The 21,256-nt window shown below is 63.5% G+C and carries 19 protein-coding genes; 7 read left to right on the top strand and 12 right to left on the bottom strand.

The annotated features are described in order from the left end of the window. Nucleotide 1: 1 nt before the first annotated feature. The 7 genes from ACN9M3_RS01465 to ACN9M3_RS01435 form a co-directional block, all read right to left on the bottom strand. On the bottom strand, nucleotides 2–1,420 hold the full coding sequence (locus ACN9M3_RS01465) for a glycoside hydrolase family 19 protein (RefSeq protein WP_426320079.1): 1,419 nt from the start codon (nucleotides 1,418–1,420) through the stop codon (nucleotides 2–4). A 15-nt stretch (nucleotides 1,421–1,435) separates the two neighbouring features. Next, nucleotides 1,436–3,985 carry a chitinase C-terminal domain-containing protein gene (locus tag ACN9M3_RS01460; protein ID WP_426320077.1) on the bottom strand — a complete coding sequence of 850 codons (2,550 nt, stop codon included), beginning with the start codon at nucleotides 3,983–3,985 and terminating at the stop codon, nucleotides 1,436–1,438. Between the two features lie 13 nt (nucleotides 3,986–3,998). Beyond that, on the bottom strand, nucleotides 3,999–5,015 hold the full coding sequence (locus tag ACN9M3_RS01455; RefSeq protein WP_426320075.1) for a cupin-like domain-containing protein: 1,017 nt from the start codon (nucleotides 5,013–5,015) through the stop codon (nucleotides 3,999–4,001). 62 nt (nucleotides 5,016–5,077) lie between these two features. Further along, the gene (locus ACN9M3_RS01450) at nucleotides 5,078–6,958 is read right to left on the bottom strand and encodes a glycosyl hydrolase family 18 protein (protein ID WP_426166863.1); all 1,881 of its coding nucleotides are present in this window, start codon (nucleotides 6,956–6,958) and stop codon (nucleotides 5,078–5,080) included. A 228-nt stretch (nucleotides 6,959–7,186) separates the two neighbouring features. Then, nucleotides 7,187–7,894, bottom strand: a complete 708-nt coding sequence (locus ACN9M3_RS01445; protein ID WP_426166861.1) for a substrate-binding periplasmic protein — start codon at nucleotides 7,892–7,894, stop codon at nucleotides 7,187–7,189. A 40-nt stretch (nucleotides 7,895–7,934) separates the two neighbouring features. Beyond that, the gene (locus tag ACN9M3_RS01440; protein WP_426166859.1) at nucleotides 7,935–8,288 is read right to left on the bottom strand and encodes a carboxymuconolactone decarboxylase family protein; all 354 of its coding nucleotides are present in this window, start codon (nucleotides 8,286–8,288) and stop codon (nucleotides 7,935–7,937) included. Between the two features lie 44 nt (nucleotides 8,289–8,332). After that, a complete protein-coding gene (locus tag ACN9M3_RS01435; RefSeq protein ID WP_426166857.1) occupies nucleotides 8,333–8,860 on the bottom strand; it encodes a PadR family transcriptional regulator in 528 nt (175 codons plus the stop codon). Between the two features lie 139 nt (nucleotides 8,861–8,999). On the opposite strand from ACN9M3_RS01435, the gene ACN9M3_RS01430 reads away from it, so the two are divergent. Continuing rightward, on the top strand, nucleotides 9,000–11,021 hold the full coding sequence (locus tag ACN9M3_RS01430; RefSeq protein ID WP_426320072.1) for an FAD-dependent oxidoreductase: 2,022 nt from the start codon (nucleotides 9,000–9,002) through the stop codon (nucleotides 11,019–11,021). 11 nt (nucleotides 11,022–11,032) lie between these two features. Further along, nucleotides 11,033–11,458: a nuclear transport factor 2 family protein gene (locus ACN9M3_RS01425; RefSeq protein WP_426320070.1), complete on the top strand. Its 426-nt coding sequence runs from the start codon at nucleotides 11,033–11,035 to the stop codon at nucleotides 11,456–11,458. Here ACN9M3_RS01425 and ACN9M3_RS01420 read toward each other — a convergent pair. Beyond that, nucleotides 11,442–11,885, bottom strand: a complete 444-nt coding sequence (locus tag ACN9M3_RS01420) for a MarR family winged helix-turn-helix transcriptional regulator (protein ID WP_426172356.1) — start codon at nucleotides 11,883–11,885, stop codon at nucleotides 11,442–11,444. The two genes, ACN9M3_RS01425 and ACN9M3_RS01420, sit on opposite strands and share 17 nt — an antisense overlap. Before the next feature lie 158 nt (nucleotides 11,886–12,043). Here ACN9M3_RS01420 and ACN9M3_RS01415 point away from each other — a divergent pair, with 158 nt between their 5' ends. Both ACN9M3_RS01415 and ACN9M3_RS01410 read left to right on the top strand, forming a co-directional pair. Continuing rightward, the gene (locus ACN9M3_RS01415) at nucleotides 12,044–12,907 is read left to right on the top strand and encodes an EamA family transporter (protein WP_426166851.1); all 864 of its coding nucleotides are present in this window, start codon (nucleotides 12,044–12,046) and stop codon (nucleotides 12,905–12,907) included. Further along, nucleotides 12,907–13,380 (top strand): nitroreductase family protein, encoded by a 474-nt coding sequence (locus ACN9M3_RS01410; RefSeq protein WP_426320068.1) that lies wholly within the window; start codon nucleotides 12,907–12,909, stop codon nucleotides 13,378–13,380. Before ACN9M3_RS01415 ends, ACN9M3_RS01410 begins: the two co-directional genes overlap by 1 nt. On the opposite strand, the gene ACN9M3_RS01405 is transcribed toward ACN9M3_RS01410, so the two are convergent. Next, nucleotides 13,381–14,253 (bottom strand): DMT family transporter, encoded by an 873-nt coding sequence (locus ACN9M3_RS01405; protein ID WP_426166847.1) that lies wholly within the window; start codon nucleotides 14,251–14,253, stop codon nucleotides 13,381–13,383. 79 nt (nucleotides 14,254–14,332) lie between these two features. Here ACN9M3_RS01405 and ACN9M3_RS01400 point away from each other — a divergent pair, with 79 nt between their 5' ends. Both ACN9M3_RS01400 and ACN9M3_RS01395 read left to right on the top strand, forming a co-directional pair. Beyond that, complete coding sequence (locus tag ACN9M3_RS01400) at nucleotides 14,333–15,211, top strand: LysR family transcriptional regulator (protein ID WP_426320065.1); 879 nt, start codon at nucleotides 14,333–14,335, stop codon at nucleotides 15,209–15,211. Further along, nucleotides 15,208–15,813, top strand: coding sequence for a YdeI/OmpD-associated family protein (locus ACN9M3_RS01395; protein WP_426320063.1), 606 nt, complete (start codon nucleotides 15,208–15,210; stop codon nucleotides 15,811–15,813). The genes ACN9M3_RS01400 and ACN9M3_RS01395 overlap by 4 nt, the downstream gene beginning before the upstream one ends. Here the strand turns inward: ACN9M3_RS01395 and ACN9M3_RS01390 are convergent. Beyond that, nucleotides 15,780–16,250: a DUF2269 family protein gene (locus ACN9M3_RS01390; protein WP_426320061.1), complete on the bottom strand. Its 471-nt coding sequence runs from the start codon at nucleotides 16,248–16,250 to the stop codon at nucleotides 15,780–15,782. The genes ACN9M3_RS01395 and ACN9M3_RS01390 overlap by 34 nt on opposite strands. Then, entirely contained in the window at nucleotides 16,238–17,545 is a 1,308-nt protein-coding gene (locus tag ACN9M3_RS01385; RefSeq protein ID WP_426320059.1) for an SDR family oxidoreductase, read from the bottom strand. The genes ACN9M3_RS01390 and ACN9M3_RS01385 overlap by 13 nt, the downstream gene beginning before the upstream one ends. Nucleotides 17,546–17,593: 48 nt before the next feature. Here ACN9M3_RS01385 and ACN9M3_RS01380 point away from each other — a divergent pair, with 48 nt between their 5' ends. Next, nucleotides 17,594–18,064, top strand: a complete 471-nt coding sequence (locus tag ACN9M3_RS01380; protein WP_426320057.1) for a hypothetical protein — start codon at nucleotides 17,594–17,596, stop codon at nucleotides 18,062–18,064. On the opposite strand, the gene ACN9M3_RS01375 is transcribed toward ACN9M3_RS01380, so the two are convergent. Beyond that, nucleotides 18,061–21,177, bottom strand: a complete 3,117-nt coding sequence (locus ACN9M3_RS01375; protein ID WP_426320055.1) for a response regulator — start codon at nucleotides 21,175–21,177, stop codon at nucleotides 18,061–18,063. The genes ACN9M3_RS01380 and ACN9M3_RS01375 overlap by 4 nt on opposite strands. Between the last annotated feature and the right edge of the window lie 79 nt (nucleotides 21,178–21,256).

The following is a 21,256-nucleotide window of genomic DNA, read 5'->3' as shown; positions in this document are numbered from 1 at the left end:
CTTAGTTGAGCGTGACATTCCAGTTGCGCTCAACGCACTTCACGTAATTGCCGGCGATAAGGGCGTTGTAAGGCGTCTGGTAGTTCACCAACTGGCACTGGTAATCGCCGCCGCTGTTCCAGTTCTTCTCCCAATAGATGTTGTAGGCGGCGGAACTGGACGGGCCAAAACGCTGCATCGTCGCGCACGATAGCTGCTCGCCCGCCACATTCCAGCCAAGATCCGCCGCGAACTGCCGGTAATAATCAATGCGGTTCTGCGCCGCCGGCTTTTCGCTGCCGGTACCGCATTCCGCATTGATGATCATGATCGTGGTGGCGAAGTTGTTCCCCGCGCCGGCGGAAATGTCGCTGGCGTTGGGAACCCAGCTTCCGTCGATCACATGCAGCATCGATGGCTTGGGCGGTTGCGGGTAGACGAAGAAGAACGTGGCAGAGGCAAGATTCAGCCAGGTCGACGCTACCTGGTCCGGATTTTTCAGCAGCACCGACTGGTCGCCGTTGAACATCACCTGCGAGAACGGCCCGTAGTTATAGTTGTACGAGAGCTGCTTGGCGCCGCGTCCGAAGTACTTCTTGTAGCTGCCATCGGCGTTCTTCCCGCAAGTCCAGACCGTGTTGAAGACCGGATCCGCACATTCAGTGTTGTAGCCGCAGCCTGGACCATCTTCAGTGCAGCCCAACTCGCGCAAGTATTTCAGGCCCTGCCGCCACTGCGGCAGGGGCAGGCTGGCATTGTGCTCGCCGGTCTCCTGCGCAAAGTGGGCGAACATGGTCGCCAGCGAATGGCGGCAGATGCTGTCGGCATTGCGACCGTCGGTATAGTCGCCGCACACCGCCGGGAACTTTGCCACCGCCTGCAGGAAGCGCCGGTACTCATAGCTCGCTTCACGCAAGGAGAAGTAGTAGTCCCACTTCGCCGACGACAGCAAACGTTCAACGCGCTTCACATTGGCCGGGTTGCTGGCCAATCCAGGCGTCACCGCTTCCACCGCTGCGTTGTCGAGTGTCCGGATCGACGCCTTGACGCTGCGGAAGAAGTCATTGTCAGTCAGCGCCTGCTCGCGCGCTTCGGCCTGCGCCTTGGTCGGTACGCCGCCTGGCTGCGTCGGCGGGTCGCCAGGGTCGGTGGGTGGATCGGTCGCCTCCCCGATGTATTTCCATGGGCCCCAGGTGTCAGCCTGGCTTGGTGCATTCCCCTGTGTCCACCACTTCGCTTCGAATTGCTTGCTTTGGTAAATGGCGCACATGCCCGCCGTGTACACCTGGCTGGCGCTCCACGCCGGGCAGGAAGCGGTGGCGCTGGCCACTACGCCCTGCGCCAGCGTGCGCGCAGCGGCCGGGGTGTCGGCGCTGCCACCCCCCCCGCAGGCGGAGAGCGACAGCGCCGCGGCAAGTGCCGCGTAAGTGAGAGTTCTCATGTCAGGTTCCCTCGCTCATTGGAGTGCCACCGGCAGGTCCGGATACTCTTCGCTCAGCGCATAGCGAACGCCGTTCACCGTGATCGTGTACGCGGAAGGCCCGCTGATCGGCAAGGTGTAGTTCAGCGTCAGCGAGACCGATGCACCCGGCGCCAGCGACTGCCAGGAAGGTATCGTGAACTTGGCGCGGTTGAAGTTGGCCTTGAAGCCGCCGATATTATTTGGCCCGGTGTAGCCTGCCTTGATGACGGTCAGCCCGTAACCTGACTGGTCGCTCATATTGGCCGGCGCCGATACCGGATAATCGAACTCCACTACCGAACCGCCCGGAATCGTGGTGGCGGTGTTGTTCGTCACCGTCATCACAGGATTGATCGGGTAGTTGCTGTCGCCCAGCTTCCAGCCGCCAAGAGAGATGCTGACCTTCGCGCTGCTGGTCGGCATGGCCGTTTCGGCGCGCGTTGCGCCATAAGGAGCGGCGCTTCGGAAGGCAGCAGCGATGTTGTTCGTGAGCGTGTAACCCATGAAGTATTCGCCCGCGCCACCGTTGCGCGCTGCGTTCCATGCGTAGTCGCCGGCCAGCTCCCAGATCATGATGCCGCCGATGCCGTTGTTCACGACGTAGCTGGTCTTGGCAGCGATGGATTGCGCCGTTTCGGTGGAAATGAAGACCTGGCGTGTTGCGTTCCACAGCCACGGCGCAGCCAGCGTCGCGCTGTATTGCGGGCTGTAGGTGCCGGTGATGGTCTTCTCGGTCACGCCGTAGGCATCGAGGTAGGACGGCACAATGGCGTTTTGCAGGTTGAGCGCATGCCATAGCGGGTTGCCGCCGCCAGGTACGGGCTTGCCATTGGTGTCCAGGTCATGCCAGACGTTGTCGATGCCGGTTGCGCCTTTGCCGCAAGTTTTCACGCCGGCGCAGGCGACGGTGTCGGTGACCACCGGGCTGGTGCCCCACAAGCCGTTGTTGCCGCCGCTGACTTCCTTCCAGCCGCGCGTGTAGTACGGCACGCCGATATTGATGCGGCCCGCCTGCAGTGCGCCACGGTAGTAGCGGTAGGCCCAGTCGACGTTCAGGTAGCCGATGCCGCCGTACTGGTAGGCATTGCCGGCTTTCAGCTCGCCGTCGTTGCCGTCGTCGAACAGCGGAGCGTTGGGACCGACATACTGGTTCCATCCGCCGTGCAGGTCATAGCTCATCAGGCTGGCGTAATCGAGGTACTTCAGGCCGGACAGGTTCTCCTCGCCGCGCAGCACCCACCCGGATGCGGAACCGGCGATCGTCAGCATGTAGTACTTGTTGTCCGCCGCCGCTGCTGCATCGAGCTTCTCACGCACGGTTTTCAGCAGCACGTTGTAGCTCTTCATCAGGCCTGCCAGCCTTGGCTTGGAGATTGGGAAGTCGAGCGGGTTGCCTGCTTCGTTATTGGTGGTCGGGTGCTCGTAATCGATGTCCATCCCGTCAAAGAAGGTGTACTGGCGCAAGAAGGCGACCATCGAATCGGCCAGGGTGTTGATACCTGCCGTGTTGATGCTGCCGTCCGAGTTGGTGGTGGCGGTGTAGAAGCCGCCGCTGCCTGCCCAGCCGCCGACCGACAGCATGATCTTCACGCCGGGGTACTTCTTCTTGTACTGCGCGAGCAGGTTGAAGTGGCCTTTGTATGGGAGGGACGGGTCCATCGCCGCAGCGGGGATGTTCGGCCAGGTGATGCCGGTCTCGGGGCTGCTCGCACCGCTGCCGATCTGCACCTTGTTGTCCGTTCCGACGCTGGCGAAGGCGTAGTTCACGTGGGTGATGTTTTGCCACGGGATGTCGTTGACCAGGTAGGACGGCTGGCCGTTAGCGCCGGTGCGCCAACTGGTGAAGTAGCCGACGATGCGGCGATTCAGGCCGTTTGCCAGTTTTTCGCGGCCGTTGGCGTCGTAAACGCTGCAGTATGGGACGTTCGGCACTGGCGAGGTCAAGCCGTCAGGGCGGCATGCCACTGGCGTTGGAGTGGGCGTAGGGGTCGGAGTCGGTGTCGGGGTGGGAGTTGGCGTAGGTGTAGGAGTTGGCGTAGGGGTAGGAGTCGGCGTCGGCGTCGGCGTTGGCGTGGACGTCTGCAGCTCCCACGGGCCGTTCACTTCCGTGCCCGGTACATTATTCTGCGTCCACCACTTTGCCTTGTAGACGGCGCCGTTATAAGTCGCACACATACCGGCGGTATAGACCGCGCTCGCGCTCCATGCAGGGCAATCCGGCGTTGGAGTCGGCGTTGGTGTTGGCGTAGGGGTTGGAGTCGGGGTTGGCGTAGTCGCCTGCACTTCCCACGGCCCGTACTGCTCGGCGCCAGGGACATTATTTTGTGTCCACCACTTCGCCTTGTACACGGTGCCGTTGTAGGTCACGCACATGCCTGCGGTGTATACCGCGCTGGCACTCCAGGCTGGGCAGGACTCAGAAACCGCAGCCGTCGCAAGTGTGCGGGCCGGCTGCGGGGCTTGGCCGCTATCGGTTCCGCCGCCGCAACCGGCAATGGCGCTGCCGACCAGCGCCAGCATCAGGTAATTCGGTCGAATATTCATGCTGTCTCCGTTATTAGAAATCGTGGTTATGCGGATAACTGCTGTAGAAATCGTTATCCCAGCGGAAGTGCGTCGCCGAGATCGTGAGTGAGATATCGAGCCCCTGGACGAAGTGCCACCAGCCGACCGGCAGGAACAGGATTTCGCCAGGCGCCAGCTCAACGTCGAGGACCGGAACGCCGGCCATCGACGGGAAGCGCTGCAGGTCGATGTCGCGGCCATCGACCGGAGTAAAGCAATGGCGCTGGTTCTGCAGCCTCGGTGTTTCGCAAGGCGCGATCAGCCGCACGCGCTTGCGACCCATCACCTGGATCATGAAATTGTTGGTGAGGTCGTGATGGAACGGCGTGATGGTCCCCGCCGGCCCAAGCCAGAAGAATCCTTTGCGTTCGCCATCCAGGTATTCCGGCAGCAGCGGCATGTCCTGCCACAGCTCGTCCAGGGCCTGCCGGTTGCGGCCGTCGTTATTGGCCGTCATGTAGAAGTCGTTGGTGCTGCCGCTGCTGCGCACCCGTTCCACGTACTCGCCGAACGGCATATGGCGCTTGTGCGCGATGCTGTTCATTTCGTAGTCGGCATCGGCATTGCGGCCGAACTGCACTTCGACTTCCCGTTCGCCGAACTGCGCGGCCAACCAGTCCAGTGTCCACTTGCCGCGCGCTGGCCAGTCGTCCAGCATGCCGGTGATGATCACAGGCCGGTTGCACAGGTAGTGCTCGTGCAGGAAAACCTCGGTCGACAGGCGTTCGCGGCGCGGCACTTCCTGCGGCGCCATGCGGTTCAGGCGCGCCTGGATGCCGAGCAGCCAGTCGCGCTTGGCCAGCCGGTTATGCAGGCGCTGTACACCGTGCAGGTACGGACTGTTCATCGCAGCCGTGATTTCGGCTTGCGCGAGTTGGGGAGGAATGCCGGACTGGCCGAGAATGCCCGCCAGCGTCGCAGGAGAATGGCCCAGCATCAGGTTTTCGGCAATCCAGCGCCGCCATTCGTCGCTGATGCCAAGGGAATGCACCGTCGCACGACGTTTCATAAGCGTCTCCAAAAAGGGAAAAGCCGGCGGCGCTGGGCGCACCGCCGGCAAGGGATGGACGATTAACGTCCCTTCCAGACTTCGCTGGTCAGCGCACCACTCGCATCGCCGTCCAGCTCCCACGAGAAGGCCCCGCGCAGACCCTGGTCGCGGACGTATTGCATCTTGGTGCCGATCACGGTTGGATCGTCATAGCTCCACCATTCGCCGGTGCTGGTGTACAGGTACAACTGCTTGGTCACCGGGTGGTACCAGCGCTGGCCGGTCTTGTTGCGCAAGACCTTGTAGTCATCGATGCCGCCCTCGTAGGTGCCGCCAGCACCACCGCTGGCAGCCTGGTACAGGCCATTGGCATTCGGCCCTGCCGTGACGCCCTTCCAGCCGCGCCCATAGAACGGAATCCCGAGCAGGATCTTGTTCTTCGGCATACCGGCTGCGGTCAGCGTGGCGAGGGCATCGTTGGCGTTGTACTTGGCCAGGTTGCCGGTCGCCGGATCGGCCGGGTCGTGGTACAGCGGAGAATGGAAGTTGGTGCTCGATTCCCACGCGCCGTGGAAGTCGTAGGTCATCACGTTCACCCAGTCCATGTACTGTGCGTATTGGCCAGGTTCGGTGTTGGCGATCTTGTCGACGCCGGCGCCAATCGCTGCGGTCAGCGCATAGCGTTTGCCGTCGGTGGCGCCCTGCGCGTCAAGCTGCGCTCGGAATTCCGCCATCAGCAGCGTGAAGTTATGCTTGTCGTTGACCGCGTCGTAGGTGTTGTACGGCTGGCCGCCGCCGCCCGGGTATTCCCAGTCGATGTCGATGCCGTCGAACACGCCCTTGGCCGCGCCCGGTCCACCGCGCCCATCCTGGATCGGCAGGTCGCCGGCGATGAACATCTTCACGCAGGACTTGGCGAGCTGCTTGCGCAGTGCGTCGGTCTTGGCTGCGGCCGAGAAGAACTTCGACCATGACCATCCGCCCAGCGAGATGAAGACTTTCAGGTTCGGGTGCTGCTGCTTGAGCAGTTTCAGCTGCAGGAAGTTGCCGGAAAGCGGTGCGTCCCACGGCACGGACTGGCCGTTGACGGTGCGTTTCGGCTGGCGCTGGTAGTCGGCATAGGAATCGCCGCCGGTGCCGGCATCCGGCGAAGTTGGGTTGTCGTTGCCCACTTCGGCCTTCGTCACCATATCGCACTCGTAGCCGCCGTTCTTCTGATACACATTGCCGAAGGCGTAGTTGATGAAGGTGAGCTGGTCGGCCACGCTGGTCTGCACGCCATTGACCGGCGTCTTCGTGGTGTGGATGTCCGCTACTTCGTAATCGCGGCCGTACACGCCCCACTGGGCGAAGTAGGAACCGATCTCGCGGCCGGTTGGAGTCGGCGTAGGTGTCGGTGTCGGTGTCGGAGTTGGCGTTGGTGTCGGCGTCGGCGTTGGAGTAGGTGTCGGGGTAGGCGTAGGCGTTGGGGTTGGCGTCGGAGTCGGAGTCGGAGTCGGCGTGGTCGACTGGAACTCCCAAGGCCCGTTCGGATCGGTGCCCGGCACATTATTCTGCGTCCACCATTTCGCCTTGTAGACCGAGCCGTTATAGGTGACGCACATGCCACCGGTATAGACCGCGCTGGCGCTCCACGCAGGACAATCCGGCGTTGGTGTCGGGGTTGGAGTAGGCGTTGGCGTAGTCGCCTGCGCTTCCCAAGGCCCGTACTGTTCTGCACCCGGCACATTGTTTTGCGTCCACCACTTGGCTTTGTACACCGTGCCGTTGTAGGTCACGCACATGCCCGCAGTGTAGACCGCGCTGCTGCTCCACGCCGGACACGTTTCCGCCACGGTGGACGTTGCGAGCGTGCGCGGCTGTTGTGAGGCCTGGCCGGTGTCGCTACCGCCACCGCAAGCTGCCAGCAGGCTGCTCGTCAAACCGGCGACCAGAAAACTTCTTGAAACCCTTTGTTCCATGCTCCCCCTCCTTCGGTTGTGGTTGTCGGGCTAGGATGGGATTGGGACAATTGGTAGTCAAGTGGTTTTAATTAGTGCTGCCAATATAAGACCAGTTGCAAAAATGCATGTGCCCTGCGAGGGCTCAAAAAATGGCTGTTTGAGAATGAAAAGGGAGATGTCTCAAATGAGACATTCTGTTAAACGATGAATACCAGCATTCGGCTACTCGCCGAGTGGTATTACTGCTCAGCTGCCCGGTATGGACTTCTGGATGCGCTCGATGGTCCGATCGGCCTGCATTTGCCTCAGCACGCGCGTCAGCTCCGGCACCAGCGCCTCGTGCTTCCTGTTCACGTAGTGATAGACCGGAAAGGAAGACAGCGGCGGCTCCAGCACGGTAATGCCTTCCAGCTTCTGGCTTCGCACCACGGCCATGCCCGACGCGCGATGACCCAGCACCAGGTCCGTGCGCCCCATCATCAGCTTTTCGAAAGCCTGGTGCATGGTCGGCACCTGCTCAACCTTCATGCCCCTGGTGTTCTCCTGCGCGATCTTGTTCCCGCGCACAAAGCCCAGCGTATAGGGGCGCAGGCTCTCCCACCCGTTGACCACGAATGAAGTACCGCGCGAAAAGATCACCAGCTCGAAGGTGAGCAGGGGGACGGGAACGATGACGAGGTTGGGATAGTCGCGGTCCAGGCCGAGCTTGCGATAAAGCTCGCCATCCATCTTGCCGTCATTGGCGTATACCAGCGAGCGCTCGCCGGGCAACTGGTGCACGACCAGCGTGCGGCCAATGCGCCGGTAGGCTTCGCGCAGCACCAGTTCGGAAATGGTGGCGGCAGGGTCGTCACCCACCAGGGTGGAGACGTTCATCACCGGAAAAGCTTGCGCAGCTACCCAGGCCGGCAGCAGGCCAGACAGCGCAAAACCCAGCACGGCGCGACGACGCATTTCATCTCCAGGCAATCCCTTGACTGGAGCATAACACTGCCTACACTTTTTGTAGTTCCGAAAACTCCTGGTAGGCCGCTACGGCATTTGCCGCATACATGGCCACCGGGCCGCCGCCCATATAGATCGCCACGCCCAGTGCTTCGTGAACCTCCTGGACGGTAGCGCCCAAGCGGGCCAAAGCCTTGGTGTGGAATCCGATGCAGCCGTCGCAGCGCGCGGCAACGCCAACCGCCAACGCGATCAGCTCCTTGGTCTTGGGATCAAGCGCACCGCCCGCCATGGCAGCCTTGCCCATGTCGCTGAAGCCTTTCATTACTTCCGGCGGGGTCTTGCGTAGCTGCGCCAGGTTGGCCGATATGTCCTGAGTGAGGTCTTTGTAGTCGGTATCCATGCCCGGATGGTAGACGTCCTGCCTCCCCGGCGAAATGATCCAGGTCAGCTTTCCAGGATACGCAAGGCCTCGCGCGCCATATTGATGGCCAGCTCCTCCTGCGCGATACCGCCCTTCAGCAGCACGTATTGCAGCTTTCGTTCGCGCGAGTCGGATTCACTGGCGAAGTCCCGCTGCTCGAAACTCTTGTAGAGGGCCAGTTTCGCTTCGTGCAACGCCAGGTGGCGCCGCATTTCGTCCGCCAGCCCTGCCGGACCGATCGCCGCCTCGGCGCGGATGCGCACCATCAGGGCGTCGCGCTGGGGGCGGGGATCTTCGGCCTCGGCAACCCAGCGCCGCAGCTCGGCAGTCCCGGCCGGCAGTACGCGATAGGCGCGCTTGCGTCCCCGGCCCGTTTCGGCGGGCAGGGACTCGATCCAGCCGGCTTGCTCCAGGCGTGCCAGTTCGCGGTAAATCTGCTGGTGGGTGGCAGCCCAGAAGAATCCGATCGATTTATCAAAGCGCCGGGCCAGTTCCGAGCCGGAACCGGCTCGCTCGGACAGGGAGGTCAACAGCGCGTGAGGCAAAGACATGGCAGGAAACAATGAAAAAGATGCCACCATCTTGCCTCAGCAGCGCGAGGCGGACAAGCCACATTGTCTTTGCAACTAGTTGCAGAGACGCGGTAACCGGGCTATATTTATGCAACCAGTTGCATAAATGAGGACGCCAATGAACCGCTACCCACACCTGCTCGCCCCGCTCGACCTGGGCTTCACCACCCTGAAAAACCGCGTGATCATGGGTTCCATGCACGTCGGCCTGGAAGAGGAAGTCGATGGCTTTGAACGCATGGCCGCCTTCTACGCCGAGCGCGCACGCGGCGAAGTGGGCCTGATCGTGACCGGCGGCATTGCCCCGAACGAGGCGGGACGTCCGTGGAAGGCCGGCGCCAAGCTGACCACCACCGAGGAAGTGGCGCAGCACCGCAAGGTGACCGCCGCCGTGCACGCGGAAGGTGGCAAGATCGCCATGCAGATCCTGCACTTCGGCCGTTACGCCTACCATCCGAAACTGGTGGGCCCGAGCGCGATCAAGGCGCCGATCAACCAGTTCACCCCGCACGAACTCTCCACCGAAGAAGTGGCGGCGACCATCGAGGACTACGCCCAATGCGCCGTGTTGGCGCGCGAAGCCGGCTACGACGGCGTCGAAATCATGGGTTCCGAGGGCTACCTGATCAACGAATTCATCGCCGCCCGCACCAACCAGCGTACCGACGAATGGGGCGGCAGCTACGAAAACCGCATGCGCTTCCCGGTCGAAATCGTTCGCCGCGTGCGCGAGCGCGTGGGCAAGGACTTCATCATCATCTACCGCCTGTCCATGCTGGACCTCGTGGAAGGCGGTTCCACCCTGGACGAAGTGGTGCAGCTGGCGCAGGCGGTCGAACAGGCCGGCGCCACCATCCTCAACACCGGCATCGGCTGGCATGAAGCGCGCATTCCGACCATCGCCACCAAGGTGCCGCGCGCCGGTTTCGCCTGGGTCACGAAGAACCTGATGGGCAAGGTCGGCATCCCGCTGGTCGCCACCAACCGCATCAACACGCCGGAAGTGGCCGAGGGCATCCTGGCCGATGGCGCGGCGAACATGGTGTCGATGGCACGCCCATTCCTGGCCGACGCCTTCTTCATGCAGAAAGCGCGCGAAGACCGCGGCGACGAAATCAACACCTGCATCGGCTGCAACCAGGCTTGCCTGGACCACACCTTCTCCGGCAAGATCACTTCCTGCCTGGTGAATCCGCGCGCCTGCCACGAAGCCGAGCTGGTGATTGCTCCTGCGCAGCAGGCCAAGCGCATCGCCGTGGTCGGCGCCGGCCCAGCGGGCCTGAGCTTCGCCACCACCGCAGCCTCTCGCGGCCATGACGTAACCCTGTTCGACGCCGGCAGCGAAATCGGCGGCCAGTTCAACGTGGCGAAGAAGGTGCCGGGCAAGGAAGAATTCAACGAAACCCTGCGCTATTTCGGCCGCCAGATCGAGCTGACCGGCGTCAAGCTGCACCTGAATACCCGTGTCGACGCGGTCGGCCTGGCTGCGGGCGGCTTCGATGACGTGGTGCTGGCAACCGGCGTCACCCCGCGCACACCGGCCATCGACGGCATCGACCATCCGAAGGCCCTGGGCTACCTGCAGGTGCTGCGCGATGGCGCCCCGGTCGGCAAGAACGTGGCGGTGATCGGCGCGGGCGGCATTGGCTTCGACGTGTCCGAATACCTGACCCACGAAGGCAAGAGCGCCAGCCTGGTGCCGGAAAAGTTTTACGCCGAGTGGGGCATCGACAATGGCTACAAGGATCGCGGCGGGCTTCGCGCGCCGGAAGTGGAAGCCTCGCCGCGCAAGGTTCACCTGCTGCAGCGCAAGACCAGCAAGGTTGGCGATGGCCTGGGCAAGACCACCGGCTGGATCCACCGCACCGGCCTGAAAGCCAAGCGCGTCAACATGCAGTCGGGCGTCAGCTATGACCGCATCGACGATGCAGGCCTGCACGTCACCATCGAAGGCCAGCAGCACGTGCTGCCGGTGGATAATGTGATTGTTTGCGCCGGCCAGGAGCCGCTGCGCGAACTGCAGCAAGGCCTGCTCGACGCGGGCTGCAAGGTACACCTGATCGGCGGCGCCGACGTGGCCGCCGAACTGGATGCGAAACGCGCCATCAACCAAGGCACCCGACTGGCTGCCGCCATTTAAGGAGTAAGCCCATGCTGCTGCAACCGGCCGTTGCGGAATCGCTCGAACGCTGGCACAAGATGATCGCCGGCGGTGATTTGTCCACCCTGCCCTCCATCGTCGATGCGGATGCGGTGTTCCGCTCGCCGATTGCAAACAAGCCTTACGCCAGCCGGGAGGCGGTGGTGCTGGTGCTGAACACGGCTTACCAGGTGTTCGAGAACTTCGCTTATCACCGCCAGCTGGCGACCGACGATGGCCTGAGCGTGGTGCTGGAATTCAGCGCCAACGTCGGTGACAAACAGCTCAAGGGCATCGACTTCATTCGCTTCAACGACGCCGGCAAGATCGTCGAATTCGAGGTGATGGTGCGCCCGCTGAGCGGCTTGCAGGCCCTGGGCGAGGCCATGGGCGCACGTATCGGCGCCCAGGTCGGCGCCTTCAAGACTCCAGCATAGCGAGCAGCTTGCGCAGCTGCGCGTCAAGCGCGGCTGAGCCATCGGCCCCGAACGGGGCCATGATGTTCTTCTCATTTTCCACGTGCGCCGCCACAGCGCGCTCGATCAATTCCAGCCCGGCAGGGCTGAGCTGGACCAGCAGGCTGCGCGCATCGGCTGGATTCGGCGCGCGCGTCACCCAGCCCTGTGCCTCCAGCCTTTGCAGGCGGTGTGTCATCGTCCCCGATGTCACCATGAGCTGCGAAAACAGCGCGGTTGGCGCCAACTGGTGAGGTGCGCCAGACCGGCGCAGGGTCGCCAGCACGTCGAATTCCCAGTTACTGAGCCCAAATTGCTCGAATGTCGCGTCGAGCCGGCGCCGCATCAGCGCCGCGCAGCGGTTCAGGCGCCCGATCACGCCCATTGGTCCCACGTCCAGGGCGGGCATCTCCCGTGCCCACTGCTCCAGGATTAAATCCACTTTATCCACAGCCGTCTCCAGTTATCTATCGGGACGATTATAACAATTTATCTCGATTTCAAGATAAATTCGGCTATACTTCGATCTATCTCGATTTATCTCGATTTCAAGATACTTTTGCAGCCATGAAAAAATTCCCCCTAGCCGATACCGCGATCACCGCGCTGGCCCCCGTCATCTGGGGTTCGACCTATATCGTTGCCACCGAAATCTTGCCCGCCGGGCGTCCCTTCACCGCCGCCGCCGTGCGCGCCCTGCCGGCCGGCCTGCTGTTGGTGCTGTTCGCCGGCCGCATGCTGGCCCGCCATCTCTGGTGGCGCGTCGCCGTGCTGGCGGCGCTGAACATCGGCGCCTTCCAGGCCCTATTGTTCGTCGCCGCCTATCGCCTGCCGGGCGGCCTGGCAGCCGTGCTGGGCGCGATCCAGCCAATCGTCATCATGGGCTTGGCCTGGGGATGGGATGGACGCCGCCCGCAATGGGCCGCACTCGGCGCGGCTGCGGTGGGCGTGGCCGGCATGGCCGCCCTCCTGCTGTCGCCGTCCGCCCGCTGGGATGCCCTCGGCGTTGCAGCAGCCCTGGCCGGCGCCCTGAGCATGGCTGTCGGTACCTGGCTGGCGCGCCGTTGGAAAACCGGCTTGCCGGTGGTTGAACTGGCCGGTTGGCAGCTCTTGCTCGGTGGCCTGATGCTCACGCCGCTGGCGCTGCTGGCCGATCCGCCGCTGCCTGCCTCGCTGGCTGCCAGCGAGATCCTCGGTTATGCCTACCTGACTTTCGTCGGCGCCCTGGTGGCTTACCTGCTGTGGTTCCGTGGCCTGAGCAAGCTGTCGCCGGTTGCCGTGTCCTCGCTCGGCCTGCTGAGCCCTGCAACCGCCGTCGTCCTGGGCTGGCTCCTGCTCGGGCAGAAGCTCGGCGGCACCGCAATGATTGGCCTGGCCGTGGTGCTGGGCAGCGTACTCACTCTTCAACTTAAGCTGCAGGAGGCTAAATAATGTCTAACCCAATCAAGGACTTGATCGAATCCCGCGTCTCGGCCAACTACTTCGACCCGGCGGCGCCTGTCAGCGACGAGCAGGTAGCGGAGTTGGCACGCCTGGCGACGCTGGCGCCTTCCGCCTACAACGTACAGAACTGGCAGTTTGTCGCCGTGCGCTCGCAGGAAGCGCGGGAAAAGCTGCGCGAACTGTCTTTCGGCCAGCAGAAAGTTGTGGATGCGCCGGTCACCTTCATCATCAGCGGCACCTTGAAGGTGCATGACCAGGTGGCGGCGGCGCTGAAACCGGCTGTGGATAAAGGCATACTTATCCAACCCGTTATCGATAGCTGGACCCGCATGGCTCAGGGCTCGATGGACGGCGACGAACGCGCCCAGCGCGATGAGGCCCTTCGTTCAGCCTCACTGGCCGCGATGACCATGATCCTGGCCGCCGAAGGCATGGGCATTTCAAGCCTGATCAGCGCTTGATTATCGATTTGTGATTGTCACGCCGGTGGCCACCAGCAGGCCGCCGGCAATCATCGAAGCCATCACCTGCTCGCCCAGCATCAACGCCGCGAGCGATACACCGAATACCGGCACCAGGTTGTTGAACACCGCCGTGCGTGCCGGGCCAAGGGCCTTCACGCCCTCATACCACCACACGAAAGCCACCACGGTGCCGAAAGCGCCAAGGTAGGTAACCGACGCCCACACCTGCCAGCCCAGCGATGCCCAAGCCACGTTCGGCAACTCACGCGAGGCGGTGATCAGCAGGAAGCCCAGGCCCCACAGCGAGGCATACGTGGTGGCGGCGATCGGCGACAGGCCTTTCAGTGCGGCGCGGCCGACCAGCGTGTAGGCTGCCCAGCAGGAGGCTGCGCCCAGCATCATCAATTCACCAACGCCGATCGACTGGCTGATGTCATGCAAGGCCGCCATCGGCTCGCCGCGCGTGATCAGTACTGTGGCGCCGACAAAGGCAATGCCGATTCCCGCCCATTTCTGCCAGTTCAGGCGTTCGCGCAGCACGGCGGCAGCGGCCAGCGCGGTCACGATCGGATTCATCGCGATAAAGAGCGCCGAGCGGCTGGCTTCCATCTTGCCCAGCGCAGAGAAGAAGCAGAAGTTGTACAGGAAGATACCGGTCAGGCCCAAGGCGGCGGTCGCCCCCAGTTGCTGCATCGAGAGTTTCGGCAGGCCGCCTTCCCGCTTCCAGGCCAGCACCAGCAGCAGCGCGGCGGCAATCGAGAAGCGGATGGAGGCTGCCGTCAGCGGCGGCAGTGCATTCGAGACAATATGGCCGGCGATGAAGGTGCCGCCCCATATCAGGGTGCAGGCGATCAGTTTCAGGTAGATCATGGCAGTGGGCCTTGCGTGTCAGTGAAGGAGGTTATACATTAATACTAATCCTGACTCATAGAAAAATGAGTAAATCCTCATGACTTTCACCCAACTGGAAATCTTCGCCCTCGTGGCGGAATTGCGCGGCTTCACCGCCGCCGCCATGCGGCTTGGCGTGAGCCAGTCCGCTATCTCACATGCCATCAAGTCGCTGGAGCAGGAGCTGGGCGCCCAGCTCATCGAACGGCAAGGCGCCACGGCCGACGTGACGGAACTGGGCCAGCGCCTGCTGGTGCGCGCCCGAGAGATCCTCGGCCTGGCGGAATCGATGCGGCAGGAAGTGTCGGCAGCCAGCGGCCTGAATAAGGGGTTGCTGCGCATCGGCTCCTTCGGCCCGACCTCTTCGCTCAAGCTGATCCCGGCCATTCTCGACGTCTTCCAGAAGCGCTATCCCGGCATTGAAGTGCGCATCGACGAAGGCACGGACGACGACACCCTGCAATGGATTCTCGACCGCCGCGTCGACATCGGCTTTATCCAGCAGCCTGACGACCGTTTCGACACCGTCGACCTGGTGGAGGACCAGATGGTGGCGCTGCTGCCGGCAGGCCACCGCCTGGCGGCCAAGAAGTCCGTCAGCGCGCACGACCTGGCGAACGAGCCTTTCATCATGCCGGACGCCGGCTGTTCGACCCTGATCGAGCCGCTGTTTGCCGCACAGGGCCTGTGCCCGCAAGTCCGTTACCGCATGTCGCAGGTGCTGACCGTGCTGGGCATGGTGGGGCGCGGCGATGGCGTGTCAGGCATGGCAGAATTGGCGCTGCCGATCGACCTGGCTGCCACCCATCCGAACATCGCGGTGCGCCCCTTCTCGCCCCCAGTGCGGCGCCGAGTCGGGCTGGCGCTGCGCAACCTGGCGCAGGCCTCGCCGGCCGCCAAGGCTTTTGTCGAAGTCGCACGAAAGGTCAAACTATGAGCACTAAAGTCGAACTGGAGCAGCGCCTGTTTGCCACAGGAAAAGCATGGTGGACGTGGCTGCAAAAGCAGCATTCCTCCTCGCCCGGCGTGTGGATGAAGATCGCCAAGAAAGAGGCGCCGGAAACGTCGGTCCAGTACCCGGAAGCGCTGGACGCGGCCCTGTGTTTCGGCTGGATCGACGGTCAGAAGAAGAGCATCGACGAGCAATACTGGCTGCAAAAGTTCACGCCGCGCGCCAAGCGCAGCATCTGGTCCAAGGTGAACCGCGACAAGGTCGCCGCACTGGCCGAAAAGGGGCTGATGCAGCCTGCCGGGCTGGCGGAAGTCGAGCGCGCCAAGCAGGACGGCCGCTGGGAAGCAGCATATGACTCATGGAGCGCGGCGGAAGTGCCGGCCGATTTGCAGGCAGCGCTGGATGCCAGCGCCAAGGCGCGTGCGAACTTCTCGAAGCTTAGCTCGCAGAACCGCTATTCGATCCTGTTCCGCACCCACCAGGCCAAGCGCGCGGAAACACGGGCCAAACGGATTGGCGAATTCGTCGCCATGCTGGAGCGCGGCCAGGCCATCTATCCCCAGGCCGGCTTCACGACCATCAAGTAGAACACGGCGATGAAGGCGAAGAAAGCCGGAATGCCAAGCACGACCCAGGCGCGGAAGTAGCGCCAGAACTGGGCAGGCAGCGGCGCCGCCTGCTGCATCGCTTCCGCCGCGACATCGCGCATCTTCATTTGCAGCCAGACGACAGGCAGCCAGCACAGCAAGGCGATCACGAACAGCACGACGGACCATTTGATCCAGGGCGTGTGTATGGGAAAGCCGGCGAGATGGATCAGGTAAAAGCCGGTCGCCGGCTGGGCGATCATCGTAACGCCGGTGAACAGCCAGTCGGCAATCACCAGAATGCGGGTGACGACGGCAATTGCCTGCACATTTTTGCTGATCACCGCGAACAGCAGGTACCACGCGGAGCCGATGCCTGTGCCGAACAGCAGCGTTGAAGAGAGGACGTGCAGCCATTTGACGATCAGGTATTCCATGACGGTTTCTCCATTTCGTAGAGCATCCACAGCGTGGCCAGCATGGGCAGGTTCTTGCTGATTGGGCCATAGGGGTGGAGCAGGAATTCGGGCAGGCGCCAGGCGATGACGATGCTGTAGAAGGCGATCAGGGCGATCTGCGCAAGCCATAACCAGCGTCGGCTGCGGCGTGGCCAAGCCAGCGTTGCCACGCCGAAGGCAAGGTCGAGCGCGGATGCGCCGTACAGCATCAGCGGCGCCAGCATTTGCGGCACGCCGGTGCGAACCAGCAGCGTGTAACTGTCGGCGACCGGATACAGGCCGGCCGATACGATGGCAGTCCAGATCCACACAGCGGCGATGCTCACACGCAGAACGGGCAGCAGCCAGTCGAGTTGCGCCTGGCTGCGTGTAGCCTCCGGCTGGGCAATAAAGTCGCGCACCGCACGCGGCTGGCGGCCCAGCAGTGCAGCCAGGGGGGCCGCGTCAGCGGTATTCCCGCGCGCCAGCATCTCCAGCGCCTCGCGGTCGAGTGGGCTCCCTGGAAGGATGCCCGCAACGCGCGACAGGCTGCGTGCGAGCCAATCCGGCAACCGCAGCACCGGCAAACGCCACCGGCCCAGGCCCATCGCTTCCCTCAACGCGCGCAAGTAATCCACGAATGGCAGCGCCTCCGGGCCAACCAGCGCCAGGCGCGCCACGCCGGCGCCCGTCGCAGGACGCTCGGCGGCTCCCCGCTCGACCAGGATAACGATAGCGGCTACGACATCGTCGATATGGACCGGCTGTACCAGCTGCGGCGCACTGCCCAGCCGGACCGCGAGCGGCATGCTGGCCAGCATGCGAAACATGCGCGCGCTGGCGCCCTCCGCACCATAGACCAGCGAGGGCTGCACGATGCAGCCGTCCAGCTGCGACGCAGCCAGTGCATCGTCGGCCGCCTTCTTGCTCGCGTGAAAAGCTGAACGCGCGCCGGCATCCGCACCAAGCGCCGACACCTGCACCACATAACGTACGCCCACCTCCGCGCAGGCGGCGAACAGCGCGCGCGGCGCCGCATCATGCACAACCGCAAAAGAAGCTGCGCCTTGCGGACGAAAAATACCGACCGCGTTGACCACCGCATCCACGCCCTTGAGGCGCGCCGCCCACACAGCTTTTTCGGTATCGTGGACGAAGTCGGCAGGAACAAAGCCCATGCGGTCGTCGCGGCTGGGATGCCGCCCGGCAGCAATGACCTCATGACCGCGCGCCAGCAAGGCCGCCGCAACACGCGACCCGATAAACCCTGTAGCGCCGGTCAGCAGCACCCGCATCGGCTCCTCCTCCCGTCCTCGGACATTACACGAAAAGGGAGAATCGCCATGGACACTTGGAGCACGGCGCTCAAGCACAGCGTATTGCCCGGCGCACTGGCCAGCCTTGCCTCGACGCTGGTGCTGGCCGCTTGCGGCAAACGCGAAGCCGGCAGCATGTTTGCAGGAGTAAATGCGGTTAGCCATTGGCTCTGGGGTGACAAGGCGACGCGCGTCGACAAGCCTACGCTCAAGCACACGCTGGTCGGATACCTGATCCACCACGGGGCGTCGATGTTCTGGGCCGCGCTATTTGAAAAGTCCTGCTGCAAGACGCTCGACAAGAAGGAGGCGACAACCACCGCCACCGTGGCGGCGGCGGCAAGCGCTGTCGCCTGCTTCACCGATTACCAGCTGACGCCGCACCGGCTGCGGCCGGGATTCGAGGAGCGCCTGTCGCATACGTCGCTGCTGATGGTGTACCTGGCCTTCGGGGCAGGCCTGGCTGCCGGCGCTTACCTGAACCGGCGCGACAACTAGCGGTCTTCCTGCTCCAGCCAGCGGCGCCCGTGCGCCAGCACCTGCTCCAGTTCGTAGCGCACGGCAGCCAGCATGCCCGGCAGGTTGTCCGGATTGCCGACCCGGATTGCCGATTCGGCGTCCAGCGTGGCCTTCACTAGCCGCTTTGCCCCCAGCACGCCGACCGCGCCGCGCAGGCTGTGCAGGATGCGCGCCGCTTCGCCGGGCCGGCCCGCGCGCACTGCCGCATCCGCATCGTCCATGGGCTGCAGGCCGCCTTCGAGCGCGCCGCGCACCATCTTGAACATGACCGCCCGGCCCTTCTGGTCCTTGCCCATCACGCGCATCAGGCTGTCCATGCTGAATACCTGCTCGGACGGTGCCTGCTCCGAGGGCGCCGTGCCGGCATCGTTGGCAGCGGGCGCGCTTCCTGCAGGCTTGCGCAGGTAGCGCTCTATCACCGCCATCATCTCCTCGATCACCACCGGCTTGGCGATGAAATCGGTGATGCCGGCCTCGGTGCAGCGATGGCGTTCGGAAGCCAGCACGCCTGCGGTCATGGCTATCACCGGCAGGTCCAGTTTCAGCTCGTCGCGGATCATGCGCGTGGCGCTGAAGCCATCCAGCACCGGCATCTGCATATCCATTAGCACGATGTCATAGCGGCTGGCGCTGGCCCGCAGGATATCGACCGCCTGCTGGCCGTCGCCCGCCACGTCGAGCGTTGCGCCGGCAAGTTCCAGGATGCCGCGTGCAACGGCCTGGTTCAGCAGGTTGTCCTCCACCAGGAGGAAATGCGCGCCGCGCAGCCGGTTGCCCAGTGCGGAAGCCGACGCAGAAGCATCTTCGGCTCCGCTGGATGCCGCCAGCGCCTGGTGCAGGGCGTCGAACAGGCTCGATGCCGTGATCGGCTTGACCAGTACCGCATCCGCTTCCGGCGTGCTGGCGATATCGTCGACCTGCGCGCGCGCGAAAGCATTGATGGTGACCACGATAGGCTGGCGGTGGCCCTCGGCTGCCCGCCTGATTTCGCGTGCCGAGGCATAGCCATCCGAACCTGGCATGTGCCAGTCGGTCAGCACCACGTCATAAGGGTGGGGCCCGGACAGCCGTTCCTGGAAGCGCTGCAGGGCTGCCTCGCCACTATCGACTTCGTCCGCATCCCAACCCCAGGCGCGCAACAGTTGGGCGATCATGGTGCGGCTGGTGCTGTTATCGTCCGCTACCAGCACGTTCAGCGGCCCGATCGTCGGCAGGCGTCGCGCTGCGGCGCGTTCCGGCAGCACGCTGAACCAGAGTTCGAAGGAGAAGGTGCTGCCATCGCCGGGCGCGGTTTGAAGCTGCACCTGGCCACCCATCAGCTCCACCAGGCGGCGCGTGATGGCCAGGCCCAGGCCGGTGCCGCCAAAGCGGCGCGTGATGCTCTCGTCGCCCTGCGAGAAGGCATGGAACAACTGGGCAGTCTGCTGTTCCGTCATGCCGATGCCGGTGTCGCGGACTTCGAAGCAAAGCAGTGCGCGGTCGGCCACCCGTACCGCCGTTTTCACCGAAACCACCACTTCCCCCTGCTCGGTGAACTTGATGGCGTTGCTGGCCAGGTTGGTCAGGATCTGCTGCAGCCGCAGCGCATCGCCATGCAGCAGGGTTGGCACGTCCGGCGCCACCACGATGGCCAGTTCCAGCTCCTTGTCTCCGGCGTTCATGGTCATGGTGGTGGCCAGGGTCGCCATCGCCTCGTCCAGGTCAAAGTCGATCGGCGCCAGTTCCATGCGGCGCGCTTCGATCTTGGAAAAGTCCAGCACGTCGTTCAGGATGCCCAGCAAGGACTGGCCGGAAGTGCGGATCATGTTCAGGTATTTGCGCTGTTGTGCGCTGAGCGAGGTATTCCCGAGTAAATACACCATCCCTAGCACGGCGTTCATCGGCGTGCGGATCTCATGGCTCATATTCGCCACGAAGTCGCTCTTGGCGCGATTGGCCGCCTCGGCACGGTCGCGCTCCTGCTCCAGCTCCTCCGCGCGCAGGCCGGCTTCCGCCATCAGGGCCTGCGAGTGGGCTTCGGCTGCCTGGCGCTCCTGCATCAGGCTGTTGAATGCTTCCGTCAGTTCGCCAACTTCATCTTTGCGGGTGACGGGAATTGGGGTGAACGCGCCGGGCGCGGCACGCAGGTCCTGGATCGCATTCCGCAATTTCGCCACTGGCGCCAGCAGGTAGAGCGTGATCCAGCCGATCAGCAGCGCGGCGACCACTGACGCCGCTACGCCCCATGCCAGCATATGTAACAGAACGCCTTCGAAAGGCTCAAAGGCTTCATTCACCGGCAGGATGGAGGCAAGCAGCCAGTCGGTGGATTTCAGCCGCCGGTAGCTGCTTACGCCGGGCACCCCGGCGGCACTGGTGCTGAAGACGGTGCCCTCGAACTCCCCGTTCATCGCGCGCGTCGTAGCCGGGTTGGCATTCGGGGCCCGCGGCTGAAGGATGCGGCTGGCTTCGGGATGCACCACGTAGATTGACGGCTCGCCGAGCGTCACGGCGAAGTAGTAGCCGGTCTTGCCTACCTTGGCGGTGCGCAGGTGGCCCAGCATATTGTCCTTGTACAGCCGCAGCACGCCGGCCAGTACGCCGGCCACCTTGCCGCGCTCGTCCAGGATGGGCGCCACCATCTGTACGATGGGCTGGCCGCTGACGCGGCTCTTGATCGGTCCCGCAATCAGCGGCTTGCGGGTCTCCAGCACTTTCTTGAAGTATTCGCGGTCTGCGACCGAGACCTTCTCCCGTCCGGTGATATGGGGAACATCTGCCACTACGCTGCCGGCGGCATCGATCACGATGACGTCGTCGAACATCGACAGCATGGCGCGCTCCTCGTACCAGTTGCGCAAGCCGGCGGGGTCGTTCATCAGGCTGCGCGGCTGCTTGCGTGCCGACTGGGCGATGACGTCCAGCAGGGTAGTCAGCTTGTCGTCCAGGTCTTCGGCGGTGCGGGTGATCAGGGCATCCTGCTGCGCAAACAGTACCTTGGTGAAGTCCTCGCGCAGGCGTTGTGCCTGCAATACGGTCACCACGGCAATCATCACGATGGACGTGATGCTGGTGGCAAGTGCGACCTTCACATTGATCCCGAGAGGCTTCATCGACGTCCTTTGGGCGAGGGGGCTGCTGGCTAGTGTAATTTATTTTTGTAACCGCGAATCCAAATCCGGAATCGACCCC

This window comes from Pseudoduganella sp. R-43 (assembly GCF_049913255.1).
Lineage (GTDB): Bacteria > Pseudomonadota > Gammaproteobacteria > Burkholderiales > Burkholderiaceae_D > Rugamonas.
Note: the sequence above shows the minus strand (reverse complement) of the source record. Positions and strands in the feature narration are given on the sequence as shown.

Bases quoted from the DNA above. Each gene is read 5' to 3' on its own strand.
- ACN9M3_RS01415 (WP_426166851.1), top strand. From the start codon at position 12,044: ATGAAAAAATTCCCCCTAGCCGATACCGCGATCACCGCGCTGGCCCCC.
- ACN9M3_RS01425 (WP_426320070.1), top strand. From the start codon at position 11,033: ATGCTGCTGCAACCGGCCGTTGCGGAATCGCTCGAACGCTGGCACAAG.
- ACN9M3_RS01460 (WP_426320077.1), bottom strand. From the start codon at position 3,985: ATGAATATTCGACCGAATTACCTGATGCTGGCGCTGGTCGGCAGCGCC.
- ACN9M3_RS01385 (WP_426320059.1), bottom strand. From the start codon at position 17,545: ATGCGGGTGCTGCTGACCGGCGCTACAGGGTTTATCGGGTCGCGTGTT.
- ACN9M3_RS01395 (WP_426320063.1), top strand. From the start codon at position 15,208: ATGAGCACTAAAGTCGAACTGGAGCAGCGCCTGTTTGCCACAGGAAAA.
- ACN9M3_RS01405 (WP_426166847.1), bottom strand. From the start codon at position 14,253: ATGATCTACCTGAAACTGATCGCCTGCACCCTGATATGGGGCGGCACC.
- ACN9M3_RS01465 (WP_426320079.1), bottom strand. From the start codon at position 1,420: ATGAGAACTCTCACTTACGCGGCACTTGCCGCGGCGCTGTCGCTCTCC.
- ACN9M3_RS01455 (WP_426320075.1), bottom strand. From the start codon at position 5,015: ATGAAACGTCGTGCGACGGTGCATTCCCTTGGCATCAGCGACGAATGG.
- ACN9M3_RS01445 (WP_426166861.1), bottom strand. From the start codon at position 7,894: ATGCGTCGTCGCGCCGTGCTGGGTTTTGCGCTGTCTGGCCTGCTGCCG.
- ACN9M3_RS01435 (WP_426166857.1), bottom strand. From the start codon at position 8,860: ATGTCTTTGCCTCACGCGCTGTTGACCTCCCTGTCCGAGCGAGCCGGT.
- ACN9M3_RS01410 (WP_426320068.1), top strand. From the start codon at position 12,907: ATGTCTAACCCAATCAAGGACTTGATCGAATCCCGCGTCTCGGCCAAC.
- ACN9M3_RS01420 (WP_426172356.1), bottom strand. From the start codon at position 11,885: ATGCCCGCCCTGGACGTGGGACCAATGGGCGTGATCGGGCGCCTGAAC.
- ACN9M3_RS01400 (WP_426320065.1), top strand. From the start codon at position 14,333: ATGACTTTCACCCAACTGGAAATCTTCGCCCTCGTGGCGGAATTGCGC.
- ACN9M3_RS01380 (WP_426320057.1), top strand. From the start codon at position 17,594: ATGGACACTTGGAGCACGGCGCTCAAGCACAGCGTATTGCCCGGCGCA.
- ACN9M3_RS01430 (WP_426320072.1), top strand. From the start codon at position 9,000: ATGAACCGCTACCCACACCTGCTCGCCCCGCTCGACCTGGGCTTCACC.
- ACN9M3_RS01390 (WP_426320061.1), bottom strand. From the start codon at position 16,250: ATGGAATACCTGATCGTCAAATGGCTGCACGTCCTCTCTTCAACGCTG.
- ACN9M3_RS01440 (WP_426166859.1), bottom strand. From the start codon at position 8,288: ATGGATACCGACTACAAAGACCTCACTCAGGACATATCGGCCAACCTG.
- ACN9M3_RS01450 (WP_426166863.1), bottom strand. From the start codon at position 6,958: ATGGAACAAAGGGTTTCAAGAAGTTTTCTGGTCGCCGGTTTGACGAGC.
- ACN9M3_RS01375 (WP_426320055.1), bottom strand. From the start codon at position 21,177: ATGAAGCCTCTCGGGATCAATGTGAAGGTCGCACTTGCCACCAGCATC.